We start from the raw sequence: 13,559 nt of genomic DNA, 5'->3' as shown, positions 1-13,559 counted from the left end.
GCGTCGCGTCCACGGACAGGAGACCGCATGAAACGCGAAAAACTTGGTCAGAGCGACGTGGAGGTCAGCGCCTTCAGCCTTGGCACCATGACCTTCGGAAACCAGACCGATCAGGCCGACGCGCATGCCCAGATCGACCGCGCGCTGGACGCGGGCATCACCTTTCTGGACTGTGCCGAGATGTATCCGGTCAATCCGGTGCGCGCCGAAACCGCCGGCCGCTCCGAAGAAATCATCGGCAACTGGATCGCCCGCAGCGGCCGCCGCCAGGACATCGAAATCGCCACGAAAGTTGCCGGCAACGGCTCTGTCATCCGCGACGGTGCGGGCTATGACAGCGCAATCATCCGACGCGCCATCGACGCGTCGCTGACGCGGCTGCAGACCGATGTGATCGATCTTTATCAGCTGCACTGGCCGCTGCGCGGCAGCTACTGCTTCCGGCAGAACTGGGATTATGACCCCTCGGGTCAGGACCGCGCCGCCACCATCGCCCATATGGAGGACGTGCTGGGGGCGTTGTCCGATGCGGTGGCGGCGGGCAAGATCCGCGCCTTCGGCCTGTCGAACGAGAGCGCTTGGGGCACCCTGCGCTGGATCGATACCGCTGCGCGTCTGGGCGCCCCGCGCGTGGCCTCGGTCCAGAACGAATATTCATTGCTGGCGCGGCTTTATGACACCGATATGGCCGAACTGGCGGTGAATGAAGGCGTCACGCTGCTGGCCTATTCACCGCTGGCGGCTGGGCTGCTGACTGGCAAGTATCAGGACGGCGCGGTGCCCGCCGGCAGCCGGGCGGCGGTCGATCTGGCCGCCGGCGGCAAGGGCAAGCTGGGCGGCCGCAAGACTGCGCGCGCCATTGGCGCCGTCGCCGCCTATCACGCGCTGGCGCGCGAAGCCGGGCTGGACCCGATCCATATGGCGCTGGCCTGGCTGCGCACCCGGCCTTTCCCGGTCGTCCCCATCCTCGGCGCGACCAGACTGGCGCAGCTGGACCGGCAGCTGGCCGGGCTGGACACCCCGATCCCCGAGGCGCTGAAAACCGCAATCAACGATCTGCATCGAGAATGGCCGCTGCCCTATTGACCCTGACTGCGGATGCCGCCCTGACGGCGGCCTTCGCCCGCGCGCTGGCGCCCGAACTCGGCGCCGGGGACACGCTGCTGCTGGACGGTCCGGTCGGCGCGGGGAAATCCTATTTCGCCCGCGCCCTGATCCGCGCCCGGCTGGCCAACCCGGCCGAGGATGTGCCCAGCCCGACCTTCACGCTGGTCCAGACCTATGATGGCACGCCGCCGATCTGGCACGCGGACCTCTATCGTCTGACCGACTGGGCAGAGATCGAGGAGCTTGGCCTGATCGACGCCCTGCCCGACAGCATCGCCCTGATCGAATGGCCCGACCGCATGGAGGCGGTTCCCGGCGCGCTGACCCTGCGGCTGTCGAACGATCCCGACCGCGATCTGCGCCGGATCAAGATCCTCGGCGATCCGCTCCGCTGGGCTCGCGCCCGGCGGGCGGGCGAACGCGCCGTCTTCACGCAGGCCGCAGGCTGGGCCGGGGCGCGGGTGGCGTTTCTGGCCGGAGACGCCTCGGCCCGGCGATATTTCCGGCTGGAGCGTGACGGCGAAACCGCTGTGCTGATGGATGCCGATGCGGCGACGCTCGCGCCCTATCTGGCGATGACCGACTGGCTGCGGACCCGCGGCTTCGACGCCCCGCGGGTGCTTGCTGCAGACCGGGAACGCGGCCTCGCCCTGATCGAGGATTTCGGCGACGCCCAACTGGCCCGCGTGATCGAAGCCGACCCGGCTTGCGCCCAACCCCTGATGGAGCGGATCGCGGCGATGCTGGCACAGTTGGCCAGCTTTCCGCCGGCGCCGGGATTGCTGCATTTGGACGGGCCGGAAATGGCCCGGCAGGTCGGTATGTTCGCCGATTACTACCCGGACGCGGCCGGCGCCGATGCGGAGGCGATGGCCGCGGCGGCGCAGATCGCCCCGACTGTCGTGCGCCTGCACGCACAGCTTTGCGCCGACCTGCCCCCGGTCACCAGCCTGCGCGACTTTCACGCCGAAAACCTGATCCTCACCCCCGACGACCGGCTGGGGCTGCTGGATTTTCAGGACGCGGTGGCGACCCATCCCGGCTATGATCTCGTCTCGGTCCTGCATGACGCCCGCCGCAGCCTTCCGCCGGAGGCCGAGGAGGCCGCCATTGCCCGTTTCCTCGCCGAAACCGGACTGGACCCGGACCGCTTCCGCGCCGCCTTTGCGCTGCTGGGCGCGCAGCGGAACCTGCGCATCATGGGCATCTTCACCCGGCTATGCATCCGCGACGGCAAGCCACGTTATCTGTCCTTCATGCCGCATACCTGGGCGCTGATCGGGCGCGAGGTCGCCCACCCCGCCTTGGCCGATCTGGCCGCACTGGTGGCGCGCCAACCCGGCCCCACCCCCGAAATTCTGGAAAGGATCCGGTCCCGATGCCGCCCCTGATGATCTTCGCCGCCGGCAAGGGCACGCGCATGGCCCCACTGACCGACACCCGCCCAAAACCCCTGATCGAGGTCGCGGGACGCAATCTGCTGGACCGCGCCCTGCAGATGGGTCGGGCGGCGGGGGCGGCCCCCGTCGTGGTCAACACGCATTATCTGGGCCAGCAGATCCATGACCACCTTGCCGGCCGCGACGTGCGGATCTCGGACGAATCCGGCCTGTTGCTGGAAACCGGCGGGGGATTGCGCAAGGCCCTGCCGCTGCTGGGCGAAAGCCCCGTGATGACGCTGAATCCCGACGTGATCTGGACCGGGCCGAACCCGCTTTCGGCGCTGCAGGACGGCTGGGACGGCCGGCGCATGGACGCGCTGCTGATGCTGGTCGCCCATGACCGCGCGCAGGGCCGCGTGGGGCCGGGCGATTTCAGCCTCGATGCGTCGGGGCGGATCAGCCGCAAGGGCGATTTCGTCTATGCCGGGTGCCAGATCATCCGCACCGAGCGTCTGGCCGAAATCGGCGACGAGATTTTTTCGCTCAACCGCCTTTGGGACCTGATGGTTGCGGAAGGCCGCGCTTACGGCATCATCCATCCCGGCGGCTGGTGCGACCTCGGTCGCCCGGAAACCATCCTGCTGGCCGAAGCCATGCTGGCCGAAGATGTGGTCTGACTGGGCAAACGGCACATTCGCGCTGCCCCCCGGCGTCGATTTCTGCCGGGGCGTTGTCGAGGGATTGATGGCGCGCGCCGCGGGCCGCCCGCCCGAGGCCCTGCCGGCCGTCACCATCTACGTCAATGCCGGGCGCACCCTGAATACGCTGCGCAGCGCCTTTGACGCCCATGCCCAGCGGCATGGTCCGCTGCTGCTGCCGCGATTGCGGCTCATCAGTGATCTCGGCGGGGACCTGCCGGGTGAACGCGCCGCACCGTTGGGTCGGGTGCTGGATCTCGGTAATCTCGTCTCGCGGCTGATGGCGCGTGATCCGGGGCTTGGGGCCGGGCAGTCGGTGCCGGAACTGGCGCAGTCGCTGTCAGAACTGATGGCCGAGATGCAGCAGGAAGGCTGCGATGCCGCGGCGCTGCTGCGCATCGACCCGCGCGAACATGCGGCGCATTGGCAGCGCAGCCTGCAATTCCTGCATATCGCCGCTGGCTTCTATCTGTCCGGCCCGGCGGTAGATGGCGCCGCCCGCCAGCGGGTTGCGACCGAAACCTTGGCCGCCGCCTGGGCGATGGGCCAGCGACTGCCGGAAGGGCCGGTGCTGGCCGTCGGCTCGACCGGCTCGCACGGGGCGACACGGCTGTTCCTGCGCGCGGTCGCGGCGCTGCCGATGGGGGCGGTGGTCCTGCCCGGTTATGATTTCGACCAGCCCGAATCGGTCTGGTCCGGCCTGGCCGAGGGCGCCGACGACCATCCCCAGTCGCGCCTCGCCGCCCTGCGTCATGACGGGGTGAAACCCTGGCTCCCCCCCACGCCGGATGCGCGCAACAAGCTGATTTCTCTGGCACTTCGACCCGCCCCGGTTACTGACCAATGGATCGCCGAGGGGCCGTCCCTGCCTGATCTCGACGGCCCGACCGCTGGTCTGACCCTGATCGAGGCTGACCAGCCCCAGGAGGAGGCGGAGGCCATTGCCGTCCTCATCCGCGAGGCGGTTGAGCGCGACCAGCCGACCCGCCTGTTCGCTGCCGATCGCGGTCTGGTCCGCCGCGTCGATGCGGCACTGGATCGCTGGGGGCTGTCACTGGACGACAGCGCGGGCGAGCCGCTGCACCTGTCCGCGCCCGGTCTGTTCCTGCGCCATGTGGCCGAACTGTTCGGCCAGAAACTGGCCATCGACAAGCTGCTGGCATTGCTGAAGAACCCGGTCACGGCGACCGGCGCCGATTACGGCAATGCCCTGCGCCACACCCGCGATCTGGAGCTGCGCCTTCGCCGCCACGGCCCGGCCTTCCCGGATGCCGCCAGCCTGCGGGATTGGGGCGCGCGTGGCGATGAAGGTCGCAAGATCTGGGCGGAATGGCTGGCGGAAGCGCTTGATCTTGTGGATCAGGCCGCGGGCGATACCGCCCCGCGCCCGGTGCCCCAACGGTTGGCCGATCATCTGAGACTGGCCGAATGGCTGGCTGCCGGGCCGCAGGGCGCGGTCGCGGCATCGCGCCTGTGGGAAGACGCCGCCGGCCATGCCGCGCAGGCGGCGATGACGCATCTGGCCGACCACGCCCACCGCGCCCAGCCGATGGGACCGGGCGATTACGCCGATCTCATCCACAGCCAGCTGTCGGCCCATGCGGTCCGCGCCCGTGACCGGGGCCACCCCCTGATCCGCGCCTGCGGCCCGCGCGAGGCCCGGACCGAGGCGAATATCTCGGACGGGGCGGTCATTATCCTCGCCGGGCTGAATGAAGGCGGCTGGCCGCAGGCGCTGCCGCCCGATCCGTGGCTGTCGCGGGCGATGCGCGCGCAGGCCGGGCTGAACCTGCCGGAGCGCCAGATCGGCCTGTCGGCACATGATTTTCAGCAGGCCATCGCCGCGCCGCAGGTGGTGCTGACCCGTGCCCGCCGCGACGCCGACGCCGAAACGATCCCCTCGCGCTGGTTGAACCGGTTGACGAACCTGATGTCCGGGCTGCCCGAACGCGGCGGGCCGCAGGCCCTGGCGGCGATGCGCCAGCGCGGCGCGCATTGGCTGGGCATCGCCCGGCAACTGGCGCAGCCGCGCTTCCGCACCGAAGCCGCGCCGCGGCCTGCGCCGATCCCGCCCGCGCCTGCCTTCGACGAAATCTCGGTCACGCAGGTGAAGACACTGATCCGCGACCCCTACGCCATCTATGCGGCCAAGGTGCTGGGGCTGCGGCCGCTGGACCCCTTGCGGCCGGAACCCGGCGCGGCGTTGCGCGGGCAGGTGCTGCACAAGGTGTCCGAACGGCTGCTGACGCCGCCGCCCCCGGTCGATATCTCGGTCGAGGCGCTGCGCGACCGCTTTCTGGCCATCACCCGCGCCGTCTTGGCCGAAGATGTGCCATGGCCCGCCGCCCGTGCCTTCTGGCAGGCGCGGATGGAACGCATCGCCAACCAGATCGCCCGCGATGAAATCCGCCGTCTTCAGGCCGGCCGGCCGCTGGTGGTCGAGGCGACGCACAGCCTCGCCGTGCCGGGGCTGGGGCTGAAGCTGACCGCCAAGCCCGACCGCATCGACCGGCTGGGCGACGGTGTGGCGGCGCATGTCTATGATTACAAATCCGGCAAGCCGCCCAGCGACAAGGAAATGGCGCATTTCGACAAGCAGCTGCTGTTGGAGGCCGCGATGGTCGAAAAAGGCGCCTTCCCGGCGCTGGGGCCGCTCGGGGTGGAGGGCGTCAGCTATATCCAGCTCGGCGGCGATGGCGAAACCTTTCCGCGCAAGTTCTCGGCCGAAGCGGCAGAGGAGACCTGGCAGAAATTCATCCTGCTGGCGCGGCACTATCTGCGCCACGGGCGCGGTTTCACCGCGCGTCGGGCGCTGCAGAAGGCCGGGGATGCCAGCGATTACGACCATCTCTCGCGGTTTGGCGAATGGGGCGCGGGCGATCCGCCGCTGAAGATCAAGGTGGGCGATCATGACTGAGACCCCGAACCCCGCCACCTTGCGCCAGATCACCGCGGCCGATCCGGGGCGATCGACCTGGCTGACGGCGAATGCGGGCTCTGGCAAGACGCGGGTCCTGACCGACCGGGTGGCGCGGCTGCTGCTGGCGGGAACGCGTCCCGAACGCGTGCTGTGCCTGACCTACACCAAGGCTGCGGCGACCGAGATGCAGAACCGCCTGCTGGGGCGGCTGGGCGAATGGGCGATGTTGCCCGATGCGCCGCTCCGGGCGGCGCTTGCCCGGCTTGGCGCGGGCGGTGATGCTGATCTGGGCGCCGCGCGGCGGCTGTTCGCCCAGGCGATCGAGACGCCGGGCGGCCTGAAGGTGCAGACCATCCACAGCTTCTGTGCCGCGCTGCTGCGGCGCTTTCCGCTGGAGGCGGGCGTGCCCCACGGCTTCACCGAGCTGGACGACCGCAGCGCCGCGCTGCTGCGCGCCGAGGTGCTGGAGGAGATGGCCGAGGAAAATCTGCCCGAAATGGCCGACCTGACCGGCATCCATTCGGGAGAGCGGTTGGACAGCCTGCTGACGCAGGCCACGCGCGATTTCAGCGGCGATCCCGACGGGGCCGAGATCTGGGCGGCAGCGGGTCTGCCTGCCGGATTTACCGAAGCGGACCTGCTGGCGCAGGTCTTTGACGGCACCGAAGCGCGGATGTTCCGTGCGCTGGTGCCGCTTCTGATGGCAAGCGGGCCGAACGACCAAAAGCTGGCCAAAGCGCTTGATCGTGACGATTGGGACCAGCCAAGTGGCGCTGCGCTTGAAGCGTTGGAGGGGGCGCTGCTGTTCGGCAAGGATACCAAGGACCCGTTCGGCCCCAAGATCGGCAAGATCCCGACCAAAGCCCTGCAGCAGGGCGTCTCCGCCGAATATATGGAGGACCTGAACGAGCTGATGACGCGCGTGGCTGCGGCCCGGCCGCGCCGAATGGCGCTGGATTTCGTCAATCGCACACTGGCGCTGCGCCGTTTTGCCCGCGCCTTTGCCGCGCGCTATCAGGCGCGCAAATCTGCGGCAGGCTGGCTGGATTTCGACGACCTCATCACCCGTGCGGCGGCGCTTCTGTCAGACGCGGCCATGGCGCAATGGGTGCTGTTCCGGCTGGATGGCGGCATCGACCATATCCTTGTGGACGAGGCGCAGGACACCTCGCCCGAACAGTGGCGGGTGGTCGAACGGCTGACGGCGGAATTCACGGCCGGGGCCTCGGACCGGGTGCGGACGCTGTTCGTGGTGGGCGATCCCAAGCAGTCGATCTATTCCTTTCAGGGGGCGGATATCGCCGTCTTCGAATCCCGCCGGGCGCTGTTCGACGCCGCCTTCGCTGCGGTCGAACGGCCCATGCAATTGCTGGATCTGGAACATTCCTTCCGTTCCTCGCCGGCGATCCTTCGCGCCGTCGATGCGACGTTCGCGGGCGAGGCCGGGCGCGGGCTGGGTCAGGACAGCCTGCATCGCGCTTTCCATGACAGCCGCCCCGGTAGGGTCGATCTGTGGCCGGTGGTCGACACCCCCGGTGCGCCCGAGGAAACCGCTTGGGAAGACCCGGTGGATCAACTGGCCCCCGATGCCGCGCCGACGCGGCTGGCCGAGGAAATCGCCCGCCAGATCAAGGTGATGATCGATCCGATCAGCGGCGCCTCGATCATCACCCGCGAGGGGCAGGCGCGGCGGGTCCATGCGGGCGATGTGCTGATTCTGGTGCAGGGGCGACGTTCGCCGCTGTTTGGGGAGATCATCCGGGCGCTGAAGGCGGCGGGGCTGCCGGTGGCGGGGGCCGACCGCCTGAAGCTGGCGGCGGAACTGGCCGTCAAGGATATCCGGGCGTTGCTGAATTTCCTCGCCACGCCCGAGGACGACCTGTCGCTGGCGGCGCTGCTGCGCTCGCCCCTGATCGGGCTGGACGAGGACGCGCTGTTTCGCTTGGCCCAAGGTCGCAAGCGCGGGGAGTTTCTGTGGACGCGGCTGCGCAATTCGGATCACACGGGCGCGCGGGCGCTGCTGGGCGACATGATCGACAATGCGATGCTGCGGCCTTTCGACCTGATCTCGCGCGTGCTGAATCGCCATGGCGGACGGGAAAAGCTGCTGGCCCGGCTGGGGCCGGAAGCCGAGGACGGCATCGACGAATTGCTGACACAGGCATTGGCTTACGAACGAACCGAGGTGCCATCGCTGACCGGCTTCCTGGTCTGGCTGTCGGCCGATGATGTCGAGGTGCGCCGGCAGCCCGGCTCGGGCGCGGGGCTGATCCGGGTGATGACGGTGCATGGCGCGAAAGGGTTGGAAAGTCCGGTGGTGATCCTGCCCGACACCCAGAAACGACGGGCTTTCACCCCGCCCGAGGTGCTGCGCCCGAAGGATGGCGCGCCGATGCCGGGCGGCAATGCGGCCAGCCGCCCCGATTTCGCCCAGGCCGCCGTGGATGAGGCCGCCCGTCTGAACGCCGAGGAGCGTAAGCGCCTGCTTTATGTCGCCATGACGCGGGCGGAAAGCTGGCTGATCGTCGCTGCGGCTGGCGATCCCGGCGATGCGGGCGAAAGCTGGTATGCGATGATCCGCGACGGCTTGCAGACCAGTGATCTGGACCGGGAAAGCCTTTCGGGTGGGCTGGGCGATGTGACGCGATACAGCTTCGGCGACTGGCCCGCCGTGCCGGCCGAGCGCCCCCCCGCGCCCGTCCCGGTGGTGGCGGCGCCGTGGCTGTGGACCGATCCGCCGCCGGCGCCCCCGCGCAAACTGCCGCTGACCGCTTCGGCACTGGGCGGCGCCAAGGCGCTGCCCGGAGCGGATGGCGACGATCCTGAAACCGCCATGCTGTTCGGCACCCGTCTGCACAAGTTGCTGGAGGAGCTGCCCGGCCTGCCGCGCGCCGACTGGCCCCGCCATGCGCGCGACCTTCTGGCGGGGGGAGAGGGCGGCCTGCCCGACGCCGTGATGGTGGCGGCGCTGATCGAAAGCACGGTCTCGGTTCTGGACGCGCCGGATCTGGCGGAAGTCTTCACCCCACCCGCAGACGCGCTGGTGTTGACCGAGGTGGAGCTGTCGGCCGATCTGCCCGGCATCGGGCTGATGCGCGGCGTCGTCGACCGTCTGATCGTGACGCCCGACCGGGTGAGCGTCATCGACTACAAGACGAATGCCACCCTGCCCGCCACGCCCGAGGAGGTGCCCGCCGGCATCCTTCGCCAGATGGCGGCTTATCGCGCGGCGCTGGCGGGCATCTATCCGGGCCGGGCGGTGGAAACAGCGGTGCTGTGGACGGCCGCGCGGCGGCTGATGTGGCTTCCCGATGCGGTTCTGGACGCGGCCATGGGCACCCTTGACCCAGGGCCGACGCGCCCCTAGCTGTTATCTGACGCCCTTTCCGCCGGCTGGTCCGGCCGTAATCAGGAGAAACCGCATGGCCACTCAACCCGTTTCGGACGCGCAGTTCGATGCCGAGGTCGTGAAGTCCGATACCCCCGTGATCGTCGATTTCTGGGCCGAATGGTGCGGCCCTTGCAAGCAGATCGGGCCTTCGCTGGAAGAACTTTCGGATGAATATGCCGGCAAGGTGAAGATCGTGAAGGTGAATGTGGACGAAAACCCCGAAAGCCCCGCCGCCCTCGGCGTGCGCGGCATCCCGGCCCTGTTCATGTTCAAGGACGGCAAGGTCGTCTCGAACAAGATCGGCGCCGCGCCGAAAGCCGCGCTGAAGGCCTGGATCGACGAGAACGTCTGATCCCGGCGGACCGGATCAGGGCGGTTGGTCAGAGCGGCCAGCCGCCCTTTTTCATGGCCATGATGATCCGCGCATCCGCCGACGGGGCCATGGCGTCGATGGCCTGATGGTGCAGTCGCCAATACAGATATTTCGCGTAATCCGCCTTGTGGGTAGGGGCGCGATCCAGCGCCTTGGCAGCGCCGATCTCGGCCACGTTCAGGGCGATGTGGTGGAAATCCGACTGCGCAAACAGGACCACCGGACGGGCCAGAAGATAGGCGTCCATGGCCACCGCGCTGTTCTGCGTGGCGATATATTCCGCGCCGGCCAGCAACGCCCGGCTGTTGCCCCCGATGGTCAGATTGGGAAATTGCAGCGCCACCGTGTCCAGAGCGGCGATTTCCTCGGGCAGATAGGTCTCCTTCGGGTGCAGCGTGGCGATGCAGCGCTTTCCCGTGGCCGCGACGGCGGCGACCATTTCCACCGGGGTCATGGTCTGGAACGAGCGCAGCTCGGTCAACTGACCTTGCAGGGGGATCAGGATGTGGCGGGGTTCGGTCGGCCGCAGGTCGGGCATGATGCGCTGGCGCAGCTTGTGGAGAAAGTGGCGCGCTTCGGGGCCGTCGATCTGATCGGGGTGGAACGTCGTCAACGCCACCGGCCAACGCCACCGCTGCGGCACGGATTCGATGTGCCAGTAAGGATAGTAATAACACCGCCGGAAGATCATGGCGCGGCGATGCAGGGGGGCAGTCATGTGATGCAGCGCGAAATGGCCGCTTGCGGGTGGGGCGTCTGTTTCGGGCAGGATCTGCACCTGCCAGCCCCTGCCCTCGACGGCTGCGCGAATGCGGTCGATGAAGTTGAAATGGCCCGATTCCGCGCGGGCTCGCATGGCATCGTCCAGATGGATCTGAAGGGTCTTACCGCTCATCTCCACAGGCTAGGGTGGCGCGGCAGGCGCCGCAATGGCTTGCGACGCCGCAGGCCCGCGCCTATCTGACCAGCAACGAAGGAGAGATTCATGGCGGACGACAAGTTTCCCGGCTGGCACGGCACCACGATCCTTGCGGTCAAGCGCGACGGAAAGGTCGTCGTCGCAGGCGACGGGCAGGTCAGCGTCGGGCAGACGGTGATGAAGGGCACGGCGCGCAAGGTGCGCCGCCTGTCGCCTGGCGGACGCGACGTGGTGGTGGGCTTTGCGGGATCGACCGCCGACGCCTTCACCCTGCTGGAGCGGCTGGAGAAGAAGCTGGAGGCCGCGCCGGGTCAGCTTCAACGCGCCTGTGTCGAATTGGCGAAGGACTGGCGCACCGACAAGTATCTGCGCAATCTGGAAGCGATGCTGATCGTCACAGACGGCGCGCAGATCTATGTGGTCACCGGCGCCGGCGATGTGCTGGAGCCGGAGCATGATGTGGCCGCCATCGGCTCGGGCGGGAATTTCGCGCTGGCAGCGGCGCGCGGCCTGCTGGCATCCGATCTCGGCGCCGAGGAGGTGGCCCGCAAGGCGATGGCCATCGCCGCCGATATCTGCGTCTACACCAATGGCAACCTGACGGTCGAGACGATCGGTGAATGAGATTGCCTTCACGCCTGTGACGGAGGCCGACCTGCCGTTATTGCGGCGCTGGCTGGGAGCGCCGCATTGGCAGGCGTGGTGGAACGACGATGCCGAGGTTGAGATGGGCTATTGGTGTGACATGCTCGCGGGACGCGATACGACCCGGCCCTTCCTGTTCCATCTCGGCGGCGAACCGATGGGCTATATTCAATACTGGCTCGTGCGCGACGCGCGGGTCGAGCCATGGCTGACCGAGACGCCCTGGGTCAACTGGCTGCCGGATGACACGATCGGGGTCGACATATCGGTCGGCCCCATGGATGCGCTATCGAAGGGGATCGGCTCGCAGGCCTTGGCTGCCTTCGTCTCCTGGCTGCGCGCCGAGGGGCACAACCAAATCATCATCGACCCGGATCCAGCGAATGGACGCGCGATCCGCGCCTATCAGAAGGCGGGTTTCCGGCCGATCACCGAATTTGAAGGTCGCACGGGTAATTGCCTGCTCATGCGCCACCATAAGGAAAGCGAAACCGCATGACCGAACTCACCCCCCGCGAAATCGTGTCGGAACTCGACCGTTTCATCATCGGCCAGAAGGATGCCAAGCGCGCCGTCGCGGTGGCGATGCGCAACCGCTGGCGGCGCCAGCAGCTGGCCGATGATCTGCGCGACGAGGTTTATCCCAAGAACATCCTGATGATCGGCCCCACCGGCGTCGGCAAGACCGAAATCAGCCGCCGTCTGGCCAAGCTGGCGCAGGCGCCCTTCGTCAAGGTCGAGGCGACCAAGTTCACCGAGGTCGGCTATGTCGGGCGCGATGTCGAACAGATCGTCCGCGATCTGACCGATGCCGCGATGATCGACACCCGCGAACGCATGCGCGAGCAGGTGAAGGCCCGTGCCCACAAGGCGGCCGAGGATCGCGTGATCGCGGCATTGGCCGGCGAGGGCGCGCGCGATCAGACCCGCGCCCTGTTCCGTGACAAACTGAAGCGGGGCGAGCTGGATGACACCGTGATCGAGATCGAGGTTCAGGACAGCTCGAACCCGCTGGGGATGCTGGAAATGCCGGGCGGCCCGCAGGGCGGCATGGGGATGATGGACCTCTCCGGCCTGATGAAGGCCTTTGGTGGCCGGCGCGTGAAGCGCAAGGTCAGCGTCGCCGAAAGCTATGAACTGCTGATCGCCGAGGAGGCCGACAAGCTGCTGGACGACGAGGTGGTGAAGGCCGCGGCGCTGGATGCGGTGCAGCAGAACGGCATCGTCTTCATCGACGAGATCGACAAGGTCTGCGCGCGTGCCGATGCGCGCGGGGCCGATGTCAGCCGCGAGGGTGTGCAGCGCGACCTGCTGCCGCTGATCGAGGGCACGACCGTCAGCACAAAATACGGACCGGTAAAGACGGATCACATCCTGTTCATCGCCTCGGGCGCGTTCCATGTCGCCAAGCCCTCGGACCTGCTGCCCGAGCTGCAGGGGCGGTTGCCGATCCGGGTCGAGCTGCGCGCCCTGACCGAGGAGGATTTCATCCGCATCCTGACCGAGACCGACAACGCCCTGACGCGCCAGTATAGCGCGCTGATGCAGACCGAGGGCGTGGTGGTCGAGTTTGCCGAAGACGGCATCGCCGCCCTGGCGCGGATTGCGGCCGAGGTGAATGGCAGCGTCGAGAATATCGGCGCACGCCGCCTGTATACCGTGATCGAACGGGTGTTCGAGGAGCTGTCCTTCTCGGCCCCCGACCGAGAGGGGGAACGCGTCACGGTCGACGCGGCCTTTGTCGAGACGCATCTGGGCGATCTGTCGCGCTCGACCGACCTGTCGCGCTACGTCTTGTGACCTGATCGCGGCTGTCGGCCGCTCGCGGCCGATCTGCGCGGCCCGTCGCCGGGGTTGGAACCGGTCGCGGGCCGCTGTCGTTGGGGCAATGCAACAGGGAAAAAGACGGGGCGTTTCATGGCTTTCAATATGTTCTCCGGCCTGATCGGGCTGATTATTTTCGCACTGGATGTCTGGGCGATCGCGCAGATCATCAACTCGCGCGCGGAAACCACGCCGAAAATAATCTGGATTGCGGTTGTGGCTTTGCTGCCGGTGGTGGGACTGGTCGCCTGGTATCTGGCCGGCCCGAAATCGGACCTGCGTCTGCCGCCAAATTGATGC

At 67.9% G+C, this 13,559-nt stretch carries 11 protein-coding genes; 10 read left to right on the top strand and 1 reads right to left on the bottom strand.

Going from position 1 to position 13,559, the window contains the following annotated elements:
- The first annotated feature begins 27 nt into the window (after positions 1-27).
- The 6 genes from H1S04_RS09440 to trxA are packed head-to-tail and all read left to right on the top strand — an operon-like array spanning position 28 to position 9,850.
- Positions 28-1,086: an aldo/keto reductase gene (locus tag H1S04_RS09440; protein ID WP_181745230.1), complete on the top strand. Its 1,059-nt coding sequence runs from the start codon at positions 28-30 to the stop codon at positions 1,084-1,086.
- Positions 1,083-2,498: a tRNA (adenosine(37)-N6)-threonylcarbamoyltransferase complex ATPase subunit type 1 TsaE gene (tsaE, locus tag H1S04_RS09435; protein WP_255435494.1), complete on the top strand. Its 1,416-nt coding sequence runs from the start codon at positions 1,083-1,085 to the stop codon at positions 2,496-2,498. The genes H1S04_RS09440 and tsaE overlap by 4 nt, the downstream gene beginning before the upstream one ends.
- Positions 2,486-3,166, top strand: a complete 681-nt coding sequence (locus H1S04_RS09430) for a nucleotidyltransferase family protein (protein ID WP_181745228.1) — start codon at positions 2,486-2,488, stop codon at positions 3,164-3,166. Before tsaE ends, H1S04_RS09430 begins: the two co-directional genes overlap by 13 nt.
- Positions 3,156-6,104, top strand: a complete 2,949-nt coding sequence (gene addB / locus H1S04_RS09425) for a double-strand break repair protein AddB (protein WP_181745227.1) — start codon at positions 3,156-3,158, stop codon at positions 6,102-6,104. The genes H1S04_RS09430 and addB overlap by 11 nt, the downstream gene beginning before the upstream one ends.
- Complete coding sequence (gene addA, locus H1S04_RS09420) at positions 6,097-9,474, top strand: double-strand break repair helicase AddA (protein ID WP_181745226.1); 3,378 nt, start codon at positions 6,097-6,099, stop codon at positions 9,472-9,474. The genes addB and addA overlap by 8 nt, the downstream gene beginning before the upstream one ends.
- Positions 9,475-9,529: 55 nt before the next feature.
- Positions 9,530-9,850 (top strand): thioredoxin, encoded by a 321-nt coding sequence (trxA, locus tag H1S04_RS09415; protein ID WP_166327660.1) that lies wholly within the window; start codon positions 9,530-9,532, stop codon positions 9,848-9,850.
- A gap of 28 nt (positions 9,851-9,878) precedes the next feature.
- Here trxA and H1S04_RS09410 read toward each other — a convergent pair whose 3' ends face one another.
- Entirely contained in the window at positions 9,879-10,766 is an 888-nt protein-coding gene (locus tag H1S04_RS09410; RefSeq protein ID WP_181745225.1) for a hypothetical protein, read from the bottom strand.
- A 90-nt stretch (positions 10,767-10,856) separates the two neighbouring features.
- On the opposite strand from H1S04_RS09410, the gene hslV reads away from it, so the two are divergent.
- From hslV to H1S04_RS09390, 4 genes are all read left to right on the top strand, one after another.
- Positions 10,857-11,414, top strand: coding sequence for an ATP-dependent protease subunit HslV (gene hslV, locus H1S04_RS09405; protein WP_181745224.1), 558 nt, complete (start codon positions 10,857-10,859; stop codon positions 11,412-11,414).
- A complete protein-coding gene (locus H1S04_RS09400; RefSeq protein WP_181745223.1) occupies positions 11,407-11,934 on the top strand; it encodes a GNAT family N-acetyltransferase in 528 nt (175 codons plus the stop codon). Before hslV ends, H1S04_RS09400 begins: the two co-directional genes overlap by 8 nt.
- Positions 11,931-13,235, top strand: coding sequence for an ATP-dependent protease ATPase subunit HslU (gene hslU / locus H1S04_RS09395; protein WP_181745222.1), 1,305 nt, complete (start codon positions 11,931-11,933; stop codon positions 13,233-13,235). Before H1S04_RS09400 ends, hslU begins: the two co-directional genes overlap by 4 nt.
- Before the next feature lie 117 nt (positions 13,236-13,352).
- On the top strand, positions 13,353-13,556 hold the full coding sequence (locus H1S04_RS09390; RefSeq protein WP_181745221.1) for a PLD nuclease N-terminal domain-containing protein: 204 nt from the start codon (positions 13,353-13,355) through the stop codon (positions 13,554-13,556).
- Positions 13,557-13,559: the final 3 nt, after the last annotated feature.

The sequence above is a fragment of the Paracoccus sp. S1E-3 genome, from assembly GCF_013868135.1.
GTDB lineage: Bacteria > Pseudomonadota > Alphaproteobacteria > Rhodobacterales > Rhodobacteraceae > Paracoccus.
The sequence above is the reverse complement of the archived record's forward strand: the minus strand, read 5'-3'. Positions and strand labels throughout refer to the sequence as shown.

Excerpts from the sequence above, each read along its gene's own strand:
- H1S04_RS09440 (WP_181745230.1), top strand. The coding sequence starts at position 28 with ATGAAACGCGAAAAACTTGGTCAGAGCGACGTGGAGGTCAGCGCCTTC.
- H1S04_RS09430 (WP_181745228.1), top strand. The coding sequence starts at position 2,486 with ATGCCGCCCCTGATGATCTTCGCCGCCGGCAAGGGCACGCGCATGGCC.
- addB (WP_181745227.1), top strand. The coding sequence starts at position 3,156 with ATGTGGTCTGACTGGGCAAACGGCACATTCGCGCTGCCCCCCGGCGTC.
- addA (WP_181745226.1), top strand. The coding sequence starts at position 6,097 with ATGACTGAGACCCCGAACCCCGCCACCTTGCGCCAGATCACCGCGGCC.
- trxA (WP_166327660.1), top strand. The coding sequence starts at position 9,530 with ATGGCCACTCAACCCGTTTCGGACGCGCAGTTCGATGCCGAGGTCGTG.
- H1S04_RS09410 (WP_181745225.1), bottom strand. The coding sequence starts at position 10,766 with ATGAGCGGTAAGACCCTTCAGATCCATCTGGACGATGCCATGCGAGCC.
- hslV (WP_181745224.1), top strand. The coding sequence starts at position 10,857 with ATGGCGGACGACAAGTTTCCCGGCTGGCACGGCACCACGATCCTTGCG.
- hslU (WP_181745222.1), top strand. The coding sequence starts at position 11,931 with ATGACCGAACTCACCCCCCGCGAAATCGTGTCGGAACTCGACCGTTTC.
- H1S04_RS09390 (WP_181745221.1), top strand. The coding sequence starts at position 13,353 with ATGGCTTTCAATATGTTCTCCGGCCTGATCGGGCTGATTATTTTCGCA.